At 49.6% G+C, this 22,616-nt stretch carries 17 protein-coding genes and 1 pseudogene; 12 read left to right on the top strand and 6 right to left on the bottom strand.

Going from position 1 to position 22,616, the window contains the following annotated elements; all coding sequences use genetic code 11:
- Nucleotides 1-399: 399 nt before the first annotated feature.
- The 4 genes from BM231_RS25410 to BM231_RS25395 all read right to left on the bottom strand — a co-directional run bounded on the left by BM231_RS25410 (nt 400) and on the right by BM231_RS25395 (nt 7,641).
- Nucleotides 400-1,716, bottom strand: a complete 1,317-nt coding sequence (locus BM231_RS25410; protein WP_093524027.1) for an HlyD family type I secretion periplasmic adaptor subunit — start codon at nt 1,714-1,716, stop codon at nt 400-402.
- Entirely contained in the window at nt 1,709-3,502 is a 1,794-nt protein-coding gene (locus BM231_RS25405) for a type I secretion system permease/ATPase (RefSeq protein ID WP_093524025.1), read from the bottom strand. Before BM231_RS25405 ends, BM231_RS25410 begins: the two co-directional genes overlap by 8 nt.
- Before the next feature lie 141 nt (nt 3,503-3,643).
- Nucleotides 3,644-6,400 carry a discoidin domain-containing protein gene (locus BM231_RS25400; protein WP_093524023.1) on the bottom strand — a complete coding sequence of 919 codons (2,757 nt, stop codon included), beginning with the start codon at nt 6,398-6,400 and terminating at the stop codon, nt 3,644-3,646.
- A 170-nt stretch (nt 6,401-6,570) separates the two neighbouring features.
- The gene (locus tag BM231_RS25395; RefSeq protein WP_159437996.1) at nt 6,571-7,641 is read right to left on the bottom strand and encodes an ATP-binding protein; all 1,071 of its coding nucleotides are present in this window, start codon (nt 7,639-7,641) and stop codon (nt 6,571-6,573) included.
- A gap of 517 nt (nt 7,642-8,158) precedes the next feature.
- Here BM231_RS25395 and BM231_RS25390 point away from each other — a divergent pair.
- The 7 genes from BM231_RS25390 to BM231_RS25360 all read left to right on the top strand — a co-directional run bounded on the left by BM231_RS25390 (nt 8,159) and on the right by BM231_RS25360 (nt 14,409).
- Nucleotides 8,159-8,851 carry a response regulator transcription factor gene (locus BM231_RS25390; RefSeq protein WP_093524019.1) on the top strand — a complete coding sequence of 231 codons (693 nt, stop codon included), beginning with the start codon at nt 8,159-8,161 and terminating at the stop codon, nt 8,849-8,851.
- An 882-nt stretch (nt 8,852-9,733) separates the two neighbouring features.
- The gene (locus tag BM231_RS25385; protein WP_139226404.1) at nt 9,734-10,261 is read left to right on the top strand and encodes a nuclear transport factor 2 family protein; all 528 of its coding nucleotides are present in this window, start codon (nt 9,734-9,736) and stop codon (nt 10,259-10,261) included.
- A 79-nt stretch (nt 10,262-10,340) separates the two neighbouring features.
- The gene (locus tag BM231_RS25380) at nt 10,341-11,390 is read left to right on the top strand and encodes a radical SAM/SPASM domain-containing protein (RefSeq protein WP_093524015.1); all 1,050 of its coding nucleotides are present in this window, start codon (nt 10,341-10,343) and stop codon (nt 11,388-11,390) included.
- The gene (locus tag BM231_RS25375) at nt 11,387-11,674 is read left to right on the top strand and encodes a PqqD family protein (protein WP_063291584.1); all 288 of its coding nucleotides are present in this window, start codon (nt 11,387-11,389) and stop codon (nt 11,672-11,674) included. The genes BM231_RS25380 and BM231_RS25375 overlap by 4 nt, the downstream gene beginning before the upstream one ends.
- A 4-nt stretch (nt 11,675-11,678) precedes the next feature.
- Nucleotides 11,679-13,130, top strand: coding sequence for a B12-binding domain-containing radical SAM protein (locus BM231_RS25370; RefSeq protein ID WP_093524013.1), 1,452 nt, complete (start codon nt 11,679-11,681; stop codon nt 13,128-13,130).
- A 9-nt stretch (nt 13,131-13,139) separates the two neighbouring features.
- The gene (locus BM231_RS25365; protein WP_093524011.1) at nt 13,140-14,135 is read left to right on the top strand and encodes a radical SAM/SPASM domain-containing protein; all 996 of its coding nucleotides are present in this window, start codon (nt 13,140-13,142) and stop codon (nt 14,133-14,135) included.
- 43 nt (nt 14,136-14,178) lie between these two features.
- Nucleotides 14,179-14,409, top strand: a complete 231-nt coding sequence (locus BM231_RS25360; protein ID WP_093524037.1) for a tautomerase family protein — start codon at nt 14,179-14,181, stop codon at nt 14,407-14,409.
- A 769-nt stretch (nt 14,410-15,178) separates the two neighbouring features.
- Here the strand turns inward: BM231_RS25360 and BM231_RS25350 are convergent.
- Together BM231_RS25350 and BM231_RS27410 are read right to left on the bottom strand one after the other, a co-directional pair.
- Entirely contained in the window at nt 15,179-15,652 is a 474-nt protein-coding gene (locus tag BM231_RS25350) for an Lrp/AsnC family transcriptional regulator (RefSeq protein WP_244527213.1), read from the bottom strand.
- Between the two features lie 219 nt (nt 15,653-15,871).
- Nucleotides 15,872-16,054, bottom strand: a pseudogene (locus tag BM231_RS27410) (IS256 family transposase); the annotation flags it as partial.
- A gap of 495 nt (nt 16,055-16,549) precedes the next feature.
- Here BM231_RS27410 and BM231_RS25340 point away from each other — a divergent pair.
- The 5 genes from BM231_RS25340 to BM231_RS25325 all read left to right on the top strand — a co-directional run bounded on the left by BM231_RS25340 (nt 16,550) and on the right by BM231_RS25325 (nt 22,586).
- Nucleotides 16,550-17,755 carry a diaminopropionate ammonia-lyase gene (locus BM231_RS25340; RefSeq protein ID WP_093524003.1) on the top strand — a complete coding sequence of 402 codons (1,206 nt, stop codon included), beginning with the start codon at nt 16,550-16,552 and terminating at the stop codon, nt 17,753-17,755.
- Between the two features lie 94 nt (nt 17,756-17,849).
- Nucleotides 17,850-18,002, top strand: a complete 153-nt coding sequence (locus tag BM231_RS27095; RefSeq protein WP_167550334.1) for a hypothetical protein — start codon at nt 17,850-17,852, stop codon at nt 18,000-18,002.
- 106 nt (nt 18,003-18,108) lie between these two features.
- On the top strand, nt 18,109-19,671 hold the full coding sequence (locus BM231_RS25335; RefSeq protein ID WP_208860653.1) for a BCCT family transporter: 1,563 nt from the start codon (nt 18,109-18,111) through the stop codon (nt 19,669-19,671).
- A 411-nt stretch (nt 19,672-20,082) separates the two neighbouring features.
- Entirely contained in the window at nt 20,083-21,249 is a 1,167-nt protein-coding gene (locus BM231_RS25330; RefSeq protein ID WP_093524001.1) for a M24 family metallopeptidase, read from the top strand.
- Nucleotides 21,250-21,416: 167 nt separating this feature from the next.
- Nucleotides 21,417-22,586 (top strand): amidohydrolase, encoded by a 1,170-nt coding sequence (locus tag BM231_RS25325; RefSeq protein WP_093524033.1) that lies wholly within the window; start codon nt 21,417-21,419, stop codon nt 22,584-22,586.
- Nucleotides 22,587-22,616: the final 30 nt, after the last annotated feature.

The following is a 22,616-nucleotide window of genomic DNA, read 5'->3' as shown; positions in this document are numbered from 1 at the left end:
ATCCAATCCGGGTGCTGTCAGAGACGATTGGTGAACGGATTGAGGCTGGATTGGAAGGACGAGAATGAGAACTCCGCTACAGGCATTTGGAGGTAATTATTTGGATACTTGCGAGCACCACATGAAGCTTTTGACCAATAGCTGTCATTCGCCTTAATGTTAGGCCCACATCGTATTTCTAATCCTGCTATTTCTGGTTGTGTGCATTTCCAAGAGACTTGAGGTGTGAAAGGCACTCCCTCAATGGCTGACTTGCCGAGCGATAAACAGACACTCACACAGGATCATCAAGGGGTGCGTGTAGGTGTGAGAAGGCGCTGTTCCTGAGACCTCTTCTGACTACTGCCACAAGATGCTCCTTCTCTCTCTGCTTATTTCAGCTGTTGCCAGCCTATCGCCTCACTTCTCCTTCAGCGCATGTGCAATCTGATCCTGGAGGGGTTTTATGAAGTAGGAGAGGACGGTGCGTTCACCGGTTTGGATGAAGCCTTCGACGGGCATGCCCGGGACGAGGGTCTGGCCGTTCAGCTTCGGCATTTCGCTATCCAGGATCTTCAGGCGTGCCAGATAGAACGGCTCGCCGGTGACCTCATCGCGGGTCAGATCCGGGGAGACGTTGAGCACAGCTGCACCCAGCTCTGGTGTGGTGCGCTGGTCGAAGGCGGCAAGGCGCACATAGGCGTCCTGTCCCACTTGAAGCTGATCCACATCAACGGGCTGAACGCGGCTTTCAATCACCAGATCACTGTCTTCCGGCACCACCAGCATGAGGGTATCACCCGGTGCGATCACGCCGCCAACGGTATGAACGTTGAGCTGGTGCACATACCCGGATTGTGGGGCGCGAATGTCGATGCGCTTCAGGCGATCCTGTGCAGCCACTTCCTGCTCTTCCAGTTCGGCAATCTGCGAGCGGATGTTTTGCAGGTCGGATAGGACCTTCTCCAAAAACTCTTCGTCCAGCTGCAGGATCTGTACGCGCTTTTCGCTGATGGCTTCCTTGGTCTGGGCGACTTGCGAGATCAATCCGCCGCGATCACCAACCAGCTCGGCCCGTTCCCGCTTGATAGCGGTGACCTGAGAGGCGTTGATCAGGCGTTTTTCCAATAGAGAGGCGAAGTCGGCGAGCTGCTGGGTGACCAGATCAATGCTTTCGGCCTTGGCGTCGCGCTGCACCTGCAGGCCTTCAATCTGCTGCTCCAGCTGAGCAATCTGCTCGCCAAGTTGCTTTTTGCGGCCTTTGATGCCCTGCTGACGGGCAGCGAACAGAGCCTGCTCACCATCCAGTGCGGTGGCGGCAATCTTGTCAGTCTTTGCCAGTTCGACCAGATAGTCCGGGAAGGCGACCTGATCGTCGTTGCGCCATTCGGCAGAAAGACGGGCTTCCTGAGCCTGCATCTGGTGAAGGCGCTTGCGGGTGATGGCAAGGTTTGCTTTCACCACGGTCTCATCCAGACGGAACAGCACATCACCGGCTTTGACTTCATCGCCGTCTTTGACGAGGATTTCGCCGACGATGCCGCCTTCCTGATGCTGTACCTTCTTGGCCTGTCCATCGACTGCGATGGCGCCAGAGGTGATCACCGCGCTGTTGATCTTGGCAACGGAGGACCAGCCGCCAAGGCCAAGAACAAGAACGCCCACAAGGACGAGGCCCCAGCGCATGTGTTTCTTACGAGAGGTCTGAATGGTGGAAAGGGTTGTTTGCTCAGGCATGTGGCACCACGCTCAATGGTCCTGTTTTTGCAGCAGCTGGGGCTGGTTTTGCGCCGGGAGCTGGAACCGCTCCGGGGGCTGGCACGCCAGCAGGAGCGCTGATTTTTGGCAGGACTTCGTCTTTCGGGCCAAAGGCGGCCTGTTGGCCATCCTTCACAACAAGCAGCAGATCAACAGCTGAGATCGCGCTTGGACGGTGGGCAACGACAATGACGATGCTGCCGGTCTCACGCATCAGTTTGATAGCACGGGTCAGGGCTGCTTCGCCTTCTGAATCCAGATTAGAGTTCGGTTCATCCAGCACAATCAGGAACGGGCTGTCATAAAGCGCACGGGCCAGACCCACACGCTGGCGCTGTCCGGCAGAAAGCAGAGCCCCGCCTTCACCAACTTGCGTGTCATAACCGTCAGCCAGACTGGTGACCAGCTCATGCACATTGGCGAGCTGGGCGGCTTCCAAAATCTTCTCGTCATCACGTTCTGCTGCAAAGCGGGAGATGTTTTCAGCAATGGTACCGTCAAACAGTTCCACATCCTGCGGCAGGTAGCCAACGGCAGTGCCCAGACGATCTTCTGACCACTGGCTTAGCTCAGCCCCATCCAGACGAACGGCACCGCGCAGGATTGGCCAGACGCCCACAAGCGCGCGCACCAAACTGGTTTTACCGGACCCGGATGGGCCAATAATGCCCATGCCATCGCCCGCTTTGAGCTCAAAGTTGACACCAGCCAGAGTGACAGCGCGTGCACCGGGAGGGGCTGTTGCGATCTGTTGTACATTGAGGGCCTTGCTTGGCAGTGGCAGTTCGGTTTCTGGCGGGGTCTCATCCAGACCTTCCAGCGATTTCTCCAAACGAGCTCGGGCCTGACGGGCGGCGATGAACACGCGCCACTGGCCAACAGCTTGCTCCACTGGAGACAGAGCACGGGAGGTGATGATGGACGCTGCGATCATAACACCAGGAGAGACTTCCTGAAGGATCGCAAGCCATGCACCAACCGCCAGAACGGCAGAACCAAGCAGGAAGCGGAAGGCTTTGATGGCGGTGGCGAACAGCGAGGCGCGGTCGCCTGCTTTGGTCTGCGCATCATAAAAGCGGGCGTTGGCTTCATCCCACTTGTTGGTGAGCGTTGAGCTCATGCCAAGGGCGCGCACCACTTCCGCATTGCGCCGAGCACCAGAGCGGGTGTTGCTGCGCTGTGCGTTTTGCGAGGCCAGCTCTTTGGAGGGATCGCGGCTCATGAACTCGTTGGCAAGCACCAGCGAGAGGATGATCACTGCACCGGCCAGTGCCAGCATGCCAAGCCAGAAGTGCAGCACGAACACCAGACCCAGATAGATCGGCATCCATGGAATATCAAAGAGCGCGGCTGGACCCTGACCACCCCAGAACTGGCGCATGGTCTCCAGATCGCGGATAGGATCTACGTTTTTGCCGCTGTTGCCCATGCGCAGTGGCACGCGCAGGTTGGCAAGAAACGCGGTGCGCGACAGACGGGCATCAATTTCCTGAGAAATACGCGACAGGCCACGGGCACGGATGCCTTCCAGCAGCGCGAAGAACAGGTAGAGGATACCGGCGAAGCTGGCGATGATCACCAGTGTTGGCACGCTGTGGCTGGCGAGCACGCGATCATAGATCTGCAGCATGAACATCGGACCCGTCAGCATCAACAGGTTGATGACCAGACTCAAAACCCCGACGCCCGCATACCCGGACCGAGACGCCGCAAACGCCTCAGCCACCATAGGGCGCTTTGGTGAACTAGATTGTTGCGAAGACATGTTTCACTCACGATCAGTAAGCAAGAAACCCATAAAGACAGGTCAGATAGGCGGCAGTTGCCCTAGGCGTAATGATAGATGACAACTTCACCCGAGATAAGTGAGACACGGACCTTATTCGGCCCGTGTCTTTGTGCCGTCTTAGGCTATGAAATCACCATAAATATCAATCTCAGCAATGTGCAGATAATGCCCACCTGCATGATCGATGCGGACTTCATCGCCAACAATACCGCCAACTTCGATCAGCTGGTTGTGCGCTGAAGTCAGATCTGAAGATGACCAGACCACTGCACCATCATCCCACACTTCGATGTGAGCGCCGCTCAGACGCGAGCTTGTCCAATTGTCCTGACGGTTTTCCAGATCGATGAACTCAATCAATGCATCTTCACCAAGATTAATACTTAGCCATGGAGCTGGATCGTTTTTGCCCGTGTGGTTAATTGTATCGATGTCACCATCAAGAACGTTGTGTGCGAGGTACGCATTGTCGTTATAGTTGCTTGACTGTGTTGCAGCACTGGCGTTCAGAGTGTCTGTCAGGTTTGAGAGCCCTGCATGATACGCTCGTTCAGCTGCTTGGGCTGCTGCAACCGTCACATCATAAGTTACCGTATCGCCTTCATTGGTGGAGATACTTGTTTGGAATGAAGATTTATCCAGACCAGTCCAGCTTACTGAATTGTCGCTATCAATCAAAAGGCTATTGCCTGAACCAGATAAAGAGCTGATCAGTGCATCGCGTTCAGAGGCGGTCAATCCTTCGAAAACGAGTACATCGGCTTTGTCCAGATCGGTTATCGTGTCTTTCCCAGAGTTGGCTGTAAAGACAAAGGTGTCGGCACCAGCCCCTCCAGTTAAGTTGTCATCTCCACCAGCACCTGAAAGGATGTTTCGCTCGTCATCACCTTTAATGATATCGTCTCCGTCTGATCCGATCACGTTTTCAATTTCATACAAACGGTCTGAATCTGTCTTTGTTATTTCAGCTGAGTACTCTGTTGCAGACTCAATAAGATAGGTAGCTTGGGAGTTTGCGTAGTAGATTTTGTATTCGTCATCCCATTTCTTTGCGCCCAAATCAACGATAACAGAAGTCGCATCATAAAAGGCCACGGTATCGCTGTCAGATGAGCCATCACGATTTTCACCACCAAAAATGAGATCATTACCTTTACCACCAAACAGCAGGTCATCTCCTCCCATGCCCCACAATACTACGTCCTGAGCTTTATTTGCTTTCGCAGTTGTGGTGGAGTTGATAGCTGATGGTACAAAACCACCAAGAACATCTCCGAAATTGGTTCCGGCCCAACGGTAGTTATCAGTTACGTCGTCATAAATTGTCCGACCTGAGTAGGCACCGATATCTATGTAACCCAGATTGGAGTCTTGCATTTCTCCGACCCAATCGCCCAAATTCTGTTTATCGGTTCCATAGTAGAAGTTCTCCCCATCATACATGGAGTAGCTCTCTCGCATACTGAACCCGATAGCTTTAAGAACTTCATCATTAATCAATTCACCTAGGCCATTTTCCGTCATATAGTCGGGAACATAATCAATGAGATCTTCAGCCCATTGGGCAACAACGATTTGCTGGCTTTCACCCTGACGTGTGTCTGTTACCGCAAATGCTAAATTGCCTGCTGGATTCCATGCGAAGGAGTAGTTGGAGTTAAAATCTCCCTCAGTGACTGCAACCGGAATCATGACGTGATCTTCAAATGGATTGAAGTCTTTAATCTGAACTTCGGCAGTTTTGCCCCAACTAGCATCAATGGTAAAGATTGTCTGTGATGAGTTGGTTGCTGTGTAATAAGCATCGAAGCCAGAGGCTATTGCTTTCGCGACTGTGCCGAGTACTTTTACGCCCGGTATGATCCCCGCTGCGCTGCCAGCCGCATCCAGAATAGATGTCCAATCATTGCCCTTGTCAGGAAAAGCTGCAGAAATATCAATAACAAGATCACTGGTGTAATCGGTGCTGCCATCACCAATGATGAACATATCCGCACCAGAGCCACCCCAAAGCTGGTCACTTACGGCTTGGTCCTTTAGCGAGCCTGAGGAAATAATATCGTTCCCTGTTCCCCCATAGATCACATCGGCACCAGTACCGCCATCAAGAATATCATTCCCATCATAACCTCTGATTTCGTCGTCGCCCGAACCACCGTAGGCTATGTCGATATTGTCTGTTGTCAGCTCCCAAACTGCTCCATAAATGATGTCATCACCTTCACCACCATGCATTTCGTTGGCGCTATCTAAAGTATCCCCAGATGCGCCCCCCCAAATTGTGTCATTTCCTTTGCCACCTATGAGTAAGTCAGCCCCCGAGCCACCAAAGATCCTATCTGCGTCTTCTCCCCCATCAATGTGGTCATCTCCATAATAACCGATCAGCTCGTCATTGCCGCCGCCCCCATAAAGCGTGTCAGCGTGGTCCTTTGTGCCTTTCAGTGTGTCATTACCCTTCCCCCCGTAGGCCGTAATACCATATGAAAGGCCGTAAAAGTTGGCTTTGTCGTCTTCATTGGTGAAGTCGAAGATCTCAACATTGTGTGCTTTAACGGTCAGGCTACCGAGAGGGTAGTCGCCACCTTTTTGATGCCCCCCTTCTATACGGACAGTATCTCCATCGAGAACCACGAGATCGATCGACTTTGTTTCATCTCCGCTATAGATTAAAGAATCTACACCACCATAACCATAGTAATCGAGGTCCGGGTTCTTCCTTACCTCCCCTTTAGATTTTGACAACGATTCCAGCGTTACTTGTTCGTTCTCGTTAGTGCCGAAAATATCGAAGTTCTTCTGTCTTTTTGCGATCTTGTCGAACGTCACGCTACCGGTAACATGTTCGTTCTTATTGTCGATGCTTCGTGCCATTTGAATACCCACATGTCGGGCGCACGCTCTTCTACCTAAGCAAACCTCAGGTGAGCGCAACGCCGAGTTTCTAAGGACGGAATTGTCCAACTCCTACATGGATACTGTGGGTCTGTTTTCGGGTCTCGTGACAAACTGTGACAAACATCTGTCACTGTTTGAAAGGCTGATTAATCCTGCCGATGGAGTGGAAGACGAAGCTCAGCTCGCAACCCACCTTCAGCGCGGTTTAACAGACGTATAGATCCACCTTGGTCAGTTACAATTGTCTTCACAATTGCTAGCCCCAAGCCACTGCCAGGTACGTCTGTCGCCAAGCGCTCAAACGGCTGGAATACGAGTTCCAGCTCATCCTCTGGAATGCCAGGGCCATTATCATCGATGGTGATAACAGCCTCATCACCATCCTTAGAAACGGTTGCTTGAGCTGCCTCGCCGTATTTGCAAGCATTTTCAACGAGGTTGGATAAGCAGCGCTGGATGGCGTTCACGCGACATGACACGATGACAGGTGCTGCATCTGCCATTTCAGCGGCATCCCCCAGCTCACAGCGCTCCTCAATCACCACGTCCAGCAGAAGTGCGAGGTCTACACGCTGAAAATCTCCATCTCGCATCACCGCGCGTGAAAAAGTCATTATTGAATCTAAGGTGTTTTGTACTTGATCCAAACGAGCTGAAATCTGATCTCGTGCTGTATCTGGTTTGATTGTTTTACTAAGCCTTTTGACCCCAGATAAAGGCCCCTTTAGATCATGAGCAAGACTGCGTAAAAGGCCAATTTGATAATCGACAGCCAATGAAACGCGCTCATTCATACGATTGAAGGACTTGATGATTTCTCGGGTATCACGCGGTCCTTCTACAGCTAAAGAGGTCGTACTCTCGCCACGACCAAGTCGTTCTGCTTCATGGGAAAGACGCCAAAATGGCCTCATGACACGCCGACTGATCAAGAAGATGATCACTGCGATAAATAGGGAGATGAGGCTCGATATGATGAGATTTGTGAAGGCGACGTTGACGGGTGGAAAACGCCTAAGCTGATAGACCGTCAGCCATTCGCCAGTTGCATCATGGCGTAACGCAATCCGGTGCACTTCTGCGCGTGGTTGAGGTCGAAAAAAGTCAAGAAAACTTTCAGGTGAAGTCGGTTTCTCCTCAAAGACCCATCTTGGGACTGTTGTCCAATCTAACTCATGCGTCAAAAGAGTGCGTGGTGGCTCACCGAGGCCTAACATAGGTGCCTGATTTGCCACCATTCCACGGGGCGGAGGAGGAGTTGGAAAGCCACGTTCTGTGACAACGACTTCTGAGACAGGTAGCCCTGCGCGACTGTACCAAGAAAGTGCTTCAGCCTCGACATCAGGGCGCCGTTTATCGCCATCGAGTATATCTCGTGGAGTTCCCCATTCTACATGAATAGCCAAATTAGATAGAGTTTGCGCATATCTGCCACGTTGGTTTTCTGGTAGCGCTAGAACTCCACGAAAAGACCGACCTGCGAATGTAAGGTGAAGGCTTTTCTGACTAGCTGAAACAAATTGCACGTCAGCTATACGCGCTACAATTACATTTACGAACTGAACTGCCATTACCAGCCCAATAACCAGTAATATTAGTTGTTGACCAAGCGTAAAACGGGCTAAAAACCTCATTGATTTCATATATCTATCTCGGCATTGGGACATGTTGACGCAACGATGTTACAATATATGCGTGCTGCAAAGTCAATTGATCACCTGAGGTTTATACTTGATGGGCGAGAGCATTTTGATCGTGGACGACGATCACACTCTTGGGGAAGAGCTGGTAAAAGCTTTGACCAATGCTGGATATACAACCCATTACACGACGAATGTCCCCGAGGCTCGGCAGGTTTGGAACAAGGCGAAGATTGACCTCTGCTTAGTCGATATCGTAATGCCTGGCCCTTCTGGTAAAGTGTTTTGTCGCGAAATCAGAGAGCGTTCTGACGCCGCTATCATTATGATGAGCTCACTCAGCGACCAGGACACGATCATTGCGTTGCTTGACATTGGTGCTGATGACTACATCGTCAAACCATTCACTTTTCCGGAGATGTTAGCCCGCGCACGAGCCGTGCTACGTCGTCGTAAAGATCACACTCAACAATATACGGCTTCTGCAATACAGATTGGAGATTGGACATTTGATCTTCAGCTGCGGCGCATTTCCAACATTAAAGGCCTTACCGTACCGCTCACTCAAAGTGAAGCTGCAGTCCTTCGTTTTTTTGCGCAAAGCCCTGGCGTTGTTTTCTCCCGCGAAGACATACTTGCCGTTGCCAGAACTCGACAGCACGCTGGCAAGGATGATCGTTCTGTTGACACGCTAATCAAGCGCTTGCGGCGAAAGATCGAAATTGAACCTTCAAATCCAATGCACATCCTGACTGAGTGGGGGAAGGGGTATACATTCCAGAACTGATAAGTTGCTAAAGTAAGCCTTACGTAATCTCCAATCAGATGCTCATTGCAACCTCTCTTCTAAAAGTCTTGATTAGCTTGCTCGGGACTAAGTATTTGCCTTTGATAAGATATGTGAGGAAGTTTCCAGAAATTGTGGCCCTCTAGACCAGAAAAAATGCTCTATCGCAGTGCGCAGGCCCATCAAAAGAGAGAAGAGGCGTGTTGGAACTTGCTTAAGCTTGATGAGAACCACAATCGATGATTGGGCCGTACTAAGCAGAGGCCACTGCATCATCAATCCAAGTTGGTCTCAACCCTTGATAGAAACGACTGAATGTCAACTTCTGGCCCTGGTCGCTGGCAACCGCTACTCATTTACCTGAGTTCCTGCAGTGCAGCAAAGGTCAGCCTAGTCCGCATCTTACCAGTTCAAAATCACTAAACGTGGGTAAATGTATTTCAATGTTCCCTTGTTGTTCTTCGTAACGACCAAATATACACGCTCGGTCCAGTTGGACCTAGATATCGGTCAGCTCGTTGCTGAGTGACCATACCCGCCAGTCAATCCGGCTTTGCAAACTCACCCGTCGGAGTAAGACACAACTTCAAGTCGATCTCATTCAATTTATGCTGAAGAAAGTATATTTTCTCATCAGAGCATATTCAAATTACACATTTACGCGCACCTGATTAATTCGCCCTCTTGCTAAGTACTACATAAATTTAGTTATTATGAATAATGCCATATTAGCGCGAAATATATTGATGAATAGCAGGCATCAAATGTAAAATCAGCAGAAGGATAGTTGATTTACATCAAGTTGGTCTACTGAATGTCGTGCTTTATTTTCATGGCAACTTCCTTTTATTAGCGAAATAAGTGAAAGAGAGGAATACAGTTATGGATATACGCGAGCTTAATAAAACTAGCTTGACGCCTTTAAGTAACATGAGTGTCATTGAAAAGTACTTTGCCGCGGTGAAGGAAATGGATGCTCATGCAGTGAAGGGTGAAAAGTTTAATACTGACACCATTATGGAGCTGTGGCACTCAGGCGGAACGCTTTCCATTCACGGCAAAGAGTCGATCGGCGAAAAAAGCTATACGAAACATGATGAAATTGCAGGGTTCTACCAAAACCGCGCCAGAGGCGTGGATGGCATGTTGGCAACCAACTTGTCTAAGGTAAATGTAGCCAACGCCAAGAATGATGAGCACATCGTTGTAAGTGGCCTGCGCTACATCATCAACAAAAAGGGAGAAGGCCTTCAGGCGCCCTTTACCCATAACTTCCGCCTCCAGGATGGTCGTATCAGCTCTCTCGACATTCATGTGGGAACGCCAGGTAAAACTGAAGTAGCTCCTGTCGGCGCACTATCAATCGACGATCTTGGATCTCTCTCTGCCATGGCGTGGATGGTTGCCTAATCTGCCAAACCTATCTTTAAAAATTGGTTGAGGACAACGGCGTTTCGGCGCCGTTGCACCCCTTAATTGAGGTGTCGCGATGAAGCTATCTTCTCCCCTTTATGTTGTTTGGGAAACAACACTGGATTGCAATGCCCGCTGCGTGCATTGCTATTCCGACGCTTTGTTTGGCAGAGGGCCTGACTATTGGCCCCTTGAGGATGCACTGGAGTTGATTGATCAGCTTGCAGAGGCCGGTGTCTTCATTCTTGCGCTTTCTGGTGGTGAGGTGCTGTTACGTTCGGATTGGGAGCAACTGATAGACCATGCTACCTCCCTAGGTATGCGGGTCACGTTTGCGACCAATGGAATATTGGTAACTCCGGAGGTCGCAAGACGACTGAAGGAGCTCGGGGTTTCTAATGTGAGCGTCAGTTTGGATGGTGCGACAGCCGAAACTCATGATGCAATCCGCGGGCTGTCGGGTATTTTTGACAAGGCCTGTGCAGCAGCACAATACCTGACTGAGGCTGGTGTGCGGGTAACCATAAATTACACCCCAATGAAACCCAACTTGGGCGAGGCTCAGGATATGATTGCACTGGCGCATCGCCTTGGCGCGGAAAAAATCAACCTCACGGAGTATGTTTATACCACACGGGGTGGTGTTGACCTGATGCCCTCTCCTCAAGAGCTTGGTACGCTTTTGGAAGCTTGGATCAAGGCTGGTGAGACGTGGAAAGGTAAGCTGGAAATCGACTGGCACGATTGTCGGGTTGGCTTGCTGCTCCCAGAAGCTGAAGCAGACCCCTACAAGGGGTGTGGGGCTGGATATACTCACTGCCGCATAACCGTAGACCGAGATGTAACCCCTTGCGTTGTTCTGCCTGTTGCTGTTGGTAACCTCAAAGAACAGAGCTTTGCGGACATCTGGCGCAGCGCGCCCGAGCTTCACAAGATCCGCTCCCGGGATAACATCAGCTCAGGCAACTGTTCTGTGTGTGAGCACAAGGCGAAATGTGGAGGGTGCCGCGCAGCCAGTTATGCTTGGTACGGTGATGTTTATGCTGGCGACCCAACCTGTTGGATCAAACCCGATATGCCAGAGTTCGGCTCCGGTACCAGTTGTAAAAGGGAGGCAAGAGGTTGAGCGAGCATTTTACAACAGTGCGCCACACCGAGGGCGTGCGCTGCCGAACCGAGGAGGAAGGCAACTTTCTGCTCTATCACCCCAAAACCGACCAGCTTCACATTGTCACCAGCAGCGGTAAGGCAATCTTTGATCAGTGTGATGGCAAGGAAATCGATGAAGTCGTTCATCTGGGTGGTAAACTGCTCTTGCAGGAAAGCGACATGGAGGAAGAAGTGCTGAGAGGCTCAGTCCTTTCCTTTTTACAAGAGCTGAACAAGCGTAATCTCATTGAGTTCGGGTGAGGTTATGGGGCAGCGTGATCGGGTTTTATTTATCCAGCCGCCAACCTCCTTTAGTCAAACTTCACCGTGTCTGGATGACAAGCAATTTGGACTTGGTTTGCTGGCCAATGCCGCGTGGCTGGAAGCGCATGGCTTTGAGGTACGTGGTCTGCACGTGCCCTTAGCGCTGCACTATGGGTTTGAGGAGGAGGATGTGAAAGCTTTCATCCTCAAAGAGGACCCAATAGTTATCGCCATTGGTCTCAACTGGGTTCATTTCAGCTCTGGTGCACTTGAGGTGGCCTGTCTTGTAAAGGCTTTGCTACCTCATGTCCCTGTCTATGTTGGCGGACAACACGCCACGATGTTTGCTGAAGAAATCGCCAGTACCAATGCACCCTATGTAGATGGGGTCATCAGGGGTGAGGCCGAACATGCGCTGCTTTCTATTTGCCAGCAGGTTGCCCGGTCTGGAAGAGTCACTGAAGAGGTGTCGGGACTGGTGACAAGCACAGGTGACGGCGGGGCGCCGCAGGTGCTGGAAGAAATGGATGATCTTCCAGTTTATCGCTACTCGGTGCTCAAACCCCGCTCACTGCGACCAGATGCAGGGGCAATCTCCACCACACGCGGCGCATGTCCATTCAAATGCGCCTGGTGTGTGGAACCCGTCATTGGCCGCCTTCAGGGTCGGCGTAAGCTGATGTTTCATTCCGCAAGACGTATCGTAGACCAGATTGCAGCGCTGATGAGCGAGGGCATTACGCGCTTTACCATTCAAGACAACTTTTTTGTAGGCGGGAATGTCAAACTCATTGAGCTGAGTGAGGAATTGATGCGGCGCGATATTCGCCCCGACCATCTCAACATCTTTGCCCATCCGGAAAGCTATGGATATGAGGGGTACGCTGCCCTTGCTGCATGTTGTGAGCTGGCCAGCGTGGATTTTGGCGTCGAAACCGGCTCTTACGACGTGGCGCGGATAAACAACCGCCATCTCGACCACGAAGAGGTGGTGCTCAGTATTTCCGAGGCGGTGCAGGCTAAGGTGGAACCGTTTACATGGTGGATGGCGGGCCTTCCCGGTGAGGATGAAACTGCGCTACGCGATACGGAGAAGCTGATCCTTGAAACCATGAAGATTGGCGGCATTCCGCGCTGGGTAAGCCCGATGATCCTGTTTCCGCACACGTCTATTCATGAAGATCCCGCCCGCTTTGGCGTAGAGCCACGCTTTAGGGACTTTGAAGATTACTCGAAATTCTCTCAGGCGACGCTGGCAGAGGCTGTCTTGTTTTCAGACACCATCACTCACAAAAGCATCGGCTCCAGTTATGAAGATATTTGCAATGCCTCGCAGCGGTTGCGCAAGTTTATCGCCCAAAATCTGCATCTTGTTGAAGAGTTTTATGAAACCAGCGGCATGCAACCGGATTTGAAATCTGTCGAAAGCCGTATCCTGCAATCCTTTTTCTGAGAGGTGGTCATGTTCAGACCCTCCTATCCTTTGCACGTGGTTTTCATTTTAAGCAATCATTGCAACCTGTCCTGCATTCACTGCTCTTCTAATGCGGACAAGGAAGGCGATAAAGGCTATTCCACCAGCCGCGCAAAAGAGATTTTGCAGCAAATGAATGATGTTGGCGTTGTGGACGTTGCATTTTCCGGCGGAGAACCACTGCTGCGCCGGGACCTACCAGAACTGGTGACGTATGCCCGCAGCCTCAACATGACTGTGGGCACCAGTACTAACGGGTACCCTCTTACGGAAAAGACAGCCGAAAAATTGAAACAAGCTAGTCTCTCACGGTTACAGGTGAGCATTGACGGCACCAAAGAAGTGCACGATGCCGTTCGCGGGCTTGGCTCCTTTCAAAAGGCGTTAGAGGCGGTTGAAACTGCCCTTGAGGCAGGGCTGAAAACACACATCTGCTTCACGGCGATGCGCCGCAATGCGCACCTATTGCCTGATATGCTGGAGTTGTGCGCACAGCTCAAAGTTGATGGGTTCAACCTCTCCCAGTTCATACCCACCGGACGCGGTGCATTGAGCGAAGGGTTGAAGCCTGATACAGCGCGCGCCTTATTGCAGACATGGCTGGCAGCCAAGGCTGATTACCCCGATATATATCTGTCCGCCCATTCGTCAGGACTGGCTTCACTTGCACCCGATGCTGATGCGTGCCGGGGAGGCTGTCAGGCGGGGATCAGCATTGCATGTGTCACCGCTGAGGGTGATGTGACACCTTGCGTTATGTTCCCGTTGTCATTGGGAAACCTGAAGGATACTTCCTTTGGCGAGATCTGGTCAAACTCCCCTCACATCAAGGCACTACACCAACGCGATGTTAAGGGTGGATGCGCCTCTTGCTCTTTCAAATGGCAATGCGGCGGGTGCAGAGCCGCCGCCTGGGCGGTGGACCAAGATATGATGGCAGAGGACCCTTACTGCTGGCTCATACATGATAGACTGAGCGCTTGAGCTTCTTAATAAAATCAAACTCACGACAGAAATGGAAAATGCCATGCCACACATCGTTGTTTATTCACCGCGCCTTCCCAGAGAGAAAAAGGTCGCTTGCGTCGCCGCATTGACAAAAGCTTTTGAAGAAAGCACAGGGCTGGACGCCAACCTCCTGACCATCCATATCGAAGAGCATTCCTACGACAATATCGGGGTCGGCGGAAAACTGCTGACGGATGCCTATCCGGAGATTGCCGCGCGTGAAAAACAGTTCCAGGAAACGGATCAGTAGCTTGATAATCCACCTTGAGGGTCAGGGAGGCTAAGTGTAGCGGCTTGATATTATCGATGGCTCGGCTTGAGATCATCGCGATTTTGGGCTCAGATTATTTGAGACTGGGCTCGAATTAGTTGAGACAGGCTCAGATTTCTGAGAATGAATGCAACGCACTGAGATCGTCGGGGATTTGGCAAAGTGGGCCAACAGCCGTCATTCGAGCTAATCTATCAAGAGTTGATCTAATTCATCCAGAAGCGTCTTCAGTTATCTTCATGAAGGGCCTGAAATTCTCCAAACAGGCATTCATGCAGCATGCCGTTCTACCTTATTTCTCACTCCAGTCAGCGGGATCCTGGGTCAAAACACTCCCTTACTCAAACCCACCCACCTGTCCATATGGCTTCGGCGGGGAACAGTTCACGGACCGTGTGCATATAAACTCCAGCGAGGGTTTCCGCTCCAAAGTCAAGCGAACCGTTTCCGGTGTTTTTCATCATATCAGCACAACCCATGCTAATCTTGATATGCATGAAATTGGCTTTCGCTGGTCACAATGCGTTGTAAAGGGGCAAGCTGTTAGACAAACCCGCAATGATAAGAAAAAACTTAGAACCATATGGTCACGTGTTCCTCCTGCCCTGCAAATTGCAAAACTGCTGCGCAATGCTGTTGGGCATCAAATGCGGTGGACCCAGTAAGGTGGTATTTTCGTCAGATCCGAGATAGCTGTTTTTAGTTGATAATGCCCTGGTCACTTTTTGTAACTTGAGGCCTTTTGCGTCTATATTGGCAACTCGGCTCCTGCCTTAACCTTACTCATACAGACATAAGTATTGAACTTTTTTACATTTTTGTTTTTGAAGAACAGCTGTCTTGTAAGCTCGCTAAACTCCGACATGCTTTGCACAACAATCACTAAGACAATGTCTATCTGACCAGATACAAAATAGCATTGTTGAACTTCTGGGGCTTTAAGAAACGCTTCTCGAGCATGGTCCATAAGTTCAATCGCATCATTACTGAGTTCTACAGTAACGATGACAGTAAGCGCATATCCTATCTGCTCGCCGGAAATGATTGAGACATTACTTTCTATAATCCCGGTTTCATTCAATCGTTTAATCCGCCGTTGCACCGAAGGTGCCGATAAATTGACTTCTTCCGCGATTACTCGGTGAGGAAGAGTATTGTCTTTTTGCAAAATTCGTAGGATTGCAAAATCAAAGCTGTCCAACTCAATTTTCTGTTCGTTCATCATTTTGTCTGCGCTGTTCTAAAATGGTGTAGTTAATCTGCACTAACCGGGGTTTCATTAGGCGCTATTGTCATGTGTAGTTCCCCTGTTGAATGCAAGAGTTTTGAGCCGTTCAAACTAGTGATCAGATGCGGTCATGTGTAAGGGCTATTAAATTGATTTGAGACGAAAAAGAGATATTGTCAAATTTTGTGTAAGAGCTTTTGCATAAGTAGCTTTTTTATCGGGTCTTGGTTGTTCAATTCCACCCTTGACATTGATACCTGTGATGACTTTGCCAAGGCCTGCAAAACCACGTAGTTTTCTGCAGCTCCCCTGAGCGAGTTGGCCGAGTTTGAACATCATGTGCAGCATGCCATCGCGGTTGAGCCACCTCTTCCTGTAGCTCTGATGGGGCGCTGTAAGTATGTGATTGGAAAAAACTCAAATCGCAGACGTTTGAAAACCACAGCACCGAAGCAAAGGTCGGCGTCTGTGTCCTTAACGCAATGACAGTCCTCGGGCGACCAGCGTTCGAGCGCGTTTCATGACGTCAAACGTAAGGGGGTAAGCTGTGAGCAGAGTTCGATTTTTTGCAACAATGCTCATCATGAAGTTCGCCGGTGAAGCAAGCTGTCTCGTCCGCTGTTCCAACACCCTTAAACAGCGCATGAATAATTTAATCATTACATGGCCGGATGTGATTTTTAAACTCACAACAACAACCAAAATAGAGCAGTAAATTCTTCAATATTGATTATTCTAATCATGAAACAAAGTCGATGTAACTCTAAATAAAAGCGATGACAACTCTCCCTGGAATAGGTGAAATCACCGATAAAGAAGGGCAAAACCCACTTTATCTGCGTCTTAACAGTGAGAACAGTAGTTGTATTAGAATAAGCAAAAGAGAACACTATGCAGGAAATTGAACTTGATGAGCACATCGAGGCAATCGTCACACCTCAAGCCTCTCCTATGCGGTCGCCGCTATTTGATGAAGCAGCTGCCAGCCGTGTTGTAAAGTTCCACGCGTCCATGGAGCAGTATAAGGCAACCCCGCTGGCGAACTTAAAAGGTCTTGCAAAAAAGATTGGTGTTGGCTCCCTTCATGTTAAAGATGAGTCATACCGTTTTGGATTGAATGCTTTTAAAGTGGTTGGTGGCGTTTATGGTCTTGCTAATGTTCTGGCTAAATACTTAGGCTTGGACTTCGAGACACTTGATTTTGAAGACCTGAAAGCCCCAGAGCATCGCGAGAAACTAGATGCGGTGACTATTGTTTCTGCTACAGACGGCAATCACGGTTGCGGCCTGGCCTGGGCTGGCAAAGAGCTGAGCTGCAAAGTAGCGATCCATATGCCAAAAGGCTCTGCAGAGGCGCGTGTCAATGCGCTGCGAGAGTTGGGTGCAGAAGTGTTTGTGACCGACTTAAACTACGATGATACCCTGCGTGTTGTAATCGATAAAGCTGCGAAAGATGGTAAGCAGTTGCATGTGCAGGATCAGGCTTGGGAAGGCTACGAGGACATTCCAAACTGGATTTCCCAAGGCTATATGACCATCGCTTATGAAGCATTAAACCAACTGTACTTCAGCGGTGACAAAGCCCCGACACACGTGTTCTTGCAAGCCGGTGCAGGTTCAATGGCTGTCGGTCTTGCCGCCTACCTTACCAATGTGCTCTCCAAGAATCCGCCAAAGATCATTCTTATGGAGGCAAGAAATGCGAGTTGCTACTTTGCTTCTATGCGCAAAGGTGAAGCTGTTCGCATCATGGGTGACCTCGAAACCATTATGGCTGGTCTATCTGTGGGGGAAATGAACACCGAAGCCTTCAAGATATTGCCAAGTATTCTGACTGGTTACCTTTCTTGCTCTGATCAAATGTCCCGCAATGGCACCCGGCTCTTGGCCGCACCAGTCGGAGATGATCCAAAGGTTGTGTCCGGTGAATCAGGCTCTCTGGGTGCTGGTATTCTCTACCACCTGATGACCAATCAACATGCTACTGAGTTGCGCAAAGCGCTAGAGCTAAATGCAACCTCCCGCGTTCTTTTGTTCAGCACGGAAGGCAATACCGATCCTGAGCTGTACGACGAAATCGTCTACGGCGCACGCTAACAAGTTTGGGGGACAGCGTAATGAATGAGAAGGTCTCCAGTTTTCTAAATAAGAAGCGAGGGGATTATCAGGTTGATGAGGGGCGTTGTTGGGCATGGTGCTGACGCTGGAGCCGGGCATGAACTATGCGCCGGGCAAGCAGATGGTTCATGGAGAAAACATCCTCATCACCGAAGACGGTGCTGAATGGCTCTCTGAGCGCGCTGTCCCAAAAATGATCATCATTAAACAAAACAAAAAAACATAAGCCGTCCCCCTATTGCAGGGAAGCGGCTTTGCTCGAAGGCAGTGACGAACAGCTGGTCCAGCTTTCAGTTCTTCGAACACTGCAGCGGTTAACTCAGGGGAGAATTATGAGTAACCAACCTGTACAAGAACTAAAACAAGGTAAGATGCTCTTCGGCAGCACCATGACATTCATTGTTGTGGTTGTTTTGTCGGGCATTTTGTATCCAGACCAACTGTTCAATGTTGGTGTAGGCACCATGAACTATCTAACCGATAAGTTCGGTTGGATCTATATTGGTGGCTCCTTCGCTTTTGTTATGCTGATGTTCTTCTTCGCCTTCAGTAAATACGGTAACATCCGCTTTGGTCCGGACGACTCCAAACCAGAATTCAGCACATTTTCATGGATCGCGATGCTGTTTTCCGCTGGTATGGGTACCGTGATGCTCTACTGGGGTGTTGCAGAACCAGTTTACCACTACATTAACCCGCTTGAGACAACGGGCATTGCGGCACAAACGCCAGCAGCGGCTGAATACGCAATGAAGCAGAGCTTCATTCACCAAGGCATTCAAACTTGGGCTTCCTTCTCGGTGGTTGGGTTGATTCTTGGTTACCTGATGTACCGCAAGGGTGAAAGCGGCCTGATCAGTAACATTCTATTGCCTTGGGGTCGTGATAAAGCCAATGGTGGCTGGGGTAAGCTGATCAACCTGATCTGTGTCTTCGGCGCAATTGCTGGTATCTCCACTTCTCTCGGTCAGACCGGTCTGTCCCTGTCCATCAGTTCATCTTACCTGATCGGCACGCCAGATGGTGCCATGGCCAAAATCATCCTTGTTGGTACAATCACCCTGATCACCATCTTATGTACAACTACGGGTCTTAAAAAGGGTATTAAGATCCTTTCTGATTACAACGCCTATCTTTTGGTTGGTTTGATTGTTCTGGTTGGCGCGCTTGGTCCGACAACCCAAATGATCAACGTGTACTTCGACACGATGGGCAACTACATGAACGACTTCTTTACAGATGCGTTGCTGTTGCCTGCTTTTGATGCCGAAAAAGAAACTTCCTGGGTTGGTGGCTGGCCTATCTACTACTACGCGTGGGGGGTAGCATGGGCGCCGTTTGTAGGTCCGTTCATTGCTCGTGTATCTAAAGGCCGTACCGTTCGTGAGTTCATTCTTGGCTCCATGATCTTGCCTTGCCTCGCAATTTTTGTCTGGGTTGCCTTCTTTGGTACAATCGGTTTGGAATCTTCTCCAGAAACCATTGCCGCCGCCGCTGCATCTTCTAAAGCTGCAACGTTTATCGTGCTTGAAGACTTCCCACTCGGTACCGTGATCTCTGTCGGCGTTGTGATCGCTCTGTTCACCTGCTTCATCACTTCCATGAACAGTTCAACCTTTACCTTGGCATCTATGAGTGAAGATGGCTCGCAAAACCCAAGCAACAAGCAGAAAGTTTTGTGGACCATTGCTCAAGGTGCGATGGCTCTGACACTGATGCTGGCAACCAAGTCCGGTATCGACCTCCTTCAGTCCATCAGCTTGATCTTCGCTCTGCCATTGATGTTTGTACTCTTCGTAGCTTTGATTAGTACATTCAAGATGTTCCGCGAAGAATTTGAAACTGACACTGCAGTAGCTGAGGAACCTACTACAGTTCAACAAGCGGCAGAATAACTCCTCCCCCAAGACCGGTAGAGGCGGCTCGCCCAAAAGCTGCCTCTGCTACCTTTGGCAAAAAGTAGGACGAAGTCATAGGTTTTCGAGCTACGAGCCAAGAGGCTCAAGATCTCATCAGTGCTCTGCGTGGGTCTGATGTAAATGTACCGCAACATAAAGTAAAACAAGTTACACGAGGGTGATTTTTACTTTAGCTCGTGAATACATTAGTCAATATCTGTGTAATGAAAATTACTATAATTTATGTGCATGATATAATATCTATTATTACATAAATTAATTGACTAATATATTTATTATATCGATATTTACCCAAATATAAACCAATAATTACTGCATGTTCTTAGTTCATCTAATTGCTCATTAAGTAATTCTCAACGGTAATACATACAAGAATGGGAGAAACAGATGTCGTCACTCTTAATGCGTGGTTTTGAAGTTTCAGAATTTGAAAACAGGACAGCTCGTGCTCAACGCATGATGGCCGAAAAGAAACTTGATGCCATTTTTCTAACTACAGAGCCCAATTTCCGTTACTTCACTGGTTTCAAATCTCAGTTTTGGCATAGTCCGACTCGCCCTTGGTTTGTCGTTGTACCTGCCGAAGGTAAGCCAATTATGGTTATTCCTGAGATTGGCGTAAGCAGTATGAAACAAACCTGGATTGAAGATATCCGCAGTTGGGCTGCTCCTTGCCCAGAGGATGATGGCATTAGCCTGCTTGCCACCACTATCAATGAGCTACCTAAGAAATTCGGGCGAATTGGCGCTACTTTGGGTATCGAATCCCATTTACGTATGCCTAATGCAAACTTTAGCGAACTACGCCAAGGCGTTAGTTCAGAGTTCGTTGATATTGCATTGGAAATGCACGCACTTCGTCAGATTAAATCCCAAGCAGAGATCGCCAAAACGCGCGAAATTTGCCGCATTACCAATATTGGGTTCAATAAAATTCCAGGGTATGCTTGCATTGGTATGACTGAGAGGGAGATCTGCAAACGCTTCAGCATGAATATGTTGGCAGCAGGAGCAGACGAAACACCATTCATCATTGCTGGCTCTGGACCAGATGCAATTGGAGAAATTCTAACCGGACCGAGTGACCGCGCTATGCAGGAAGGAGACCTGCTTATGATAGATACGGGGGCGGTGTGGGATGGTTACTTCTCAGACTTCGACCGTAACTGGGCGTTTGGTCATGCAAGCGAGCAAACCAAAGCCGCTTATCGCGCCACTTATGAGGCGACTACGAAGGGGTTTGAAGCCGCGAAGCCTGGAAACACAACAACAGATATTTACAATGCAATGTGGCAAGTATTGGAAGCAGCTGGGGCCCTTGGTAACGACGTAGGGCGCATTGGCCATGGCCTGGGCATGGAGCTAACTGAACGGCCGTCAAATACTGCAACTGATAATACTCTGTTGGTTCCTGGTATGGTCATGACTTTGGAGCCAGGTATGAACTATGCTCCGGGTAAAATGATGCTGCACGAGGAAAATATCGTGATCACAGAGGACGGTTCTGAGTGGCTTAGTGAGCGCGCCGAACCAGAACTCATAATCATTAAATAGACAAGGACAATGCTGGAATTCTGAAGTTCTGCTTTTAGTGTTCCAGCCCATTGGCGCATGTGTGGAGGCAAATACCCCACATGTGCTGCTGCACAAACGAAGATAAAGACAAGTAAAAAACATTTGGCTGACACCTAATTATGGTCAGTGGTTTGGGAGCTCAAATCGTGCACATCGAAAAGAAGATGGTAGAGTGGCGGCAGTACCTTCATCAAAACCCAGAGATTGAGTTTAGTGGAAATCTGACTTCAGATTTTATTGCCAAAAAACTGGATGAGTTCGGAATTGAAGTACATCGCAACATCGGGAAGACTGGGCTTGTTGGTGTGCTGAAATGTGGATCCAATGACCGGTCAATTGGCCTACGAGCAGACTTTGATGCAATTCCGGTTCAAGAAGAAAACGTGTTCGAATATAGATCACAAAATGCCGGAATGATGCATGGATGTGGTCACGACGGCCATACCTCCATGCTTCTTGGTGCTGCCTATGAGTTATCCCGCAGCCGCGACTTCGATGGAACAGTTTACTTCATATTCCAGCCAGCAGAAGAGCAGGGCACTGGCGCGCCGGCTATGATTGCCGATGGTCTATTTACGCGTTGGCAAATCGATTCAGTCTATGCAATGCATAACTTGCCTGGTTTGCCGTTGGGGCATGTCGAAACAAGTCCCAGTTCTGTTATGGCAGCTGAGAACCATTTCAAGATTGAGATTAAGGCCGCCGGTGGTCATGCTGCTATGCCACATCTAGGTAGTGATCCTATCCCAGTGGGAGCGGCAATTGTAACAGCACTACAAACCATCATTACACGCGAGTTAAGCTCGATTGGTGAACCTGCTGTCCTTTCCGTTACCAATTTTGAAACCAATGGTGGCGCAAACGTTATTCCAACTCGTGTGACTCTTTCTGGTGATATGCGTTGTTTCACCGATGAAGCTCAAGCCAAGCTCCAAACGACAATGGAACGTGTTATTGCTGGGCAGTGTCAATCTGCGGGCTTGGAGTATTGCTTCGAGTTTTCAAACTGCGTTCTATCTACAGTGAACTCAGAGCAGGAAGCCGCAGTCGCCGTGCGCATAGCTGAGAAAATTGTTGGCGCTGAAAATGTAAACGGCCAATGTTCACCTTACTGCATTTCTGAAGACTTTTCATTCATGCAACGGGAAGCCCCAAGTTGCTATCTGTTAATCGGAAATGGTGCAAAAGGGCATAAAGGTGGAGTTGCATTGCATATGCCCACATACGACTTCAATGATGATCTCTTGCCAATCGGTCTTAAGTTCTGGACTGCACTGGTAAAAGACCAGCTAGCATCGCAAACTTGTTTTGTATGAGTGGCTCTGTCGCAAAGTTTAATCAGCTTT

The sequence above is a fragment of the Pseudovibrio ascidiaceicola genome (assembly GCF_900114245.1).
Lineage (GTDB): Bacteria > Pseudomonadota > Alphaproteobacteria > Rhizobiales > Stappiaceae > Pseudovibrio > Pseudovibrio ascidiaceicola.
Note: the sequence above shows the minus strand (reverse complement) of the source record. Positions and strands in the feature narration are given on the sequence as shown.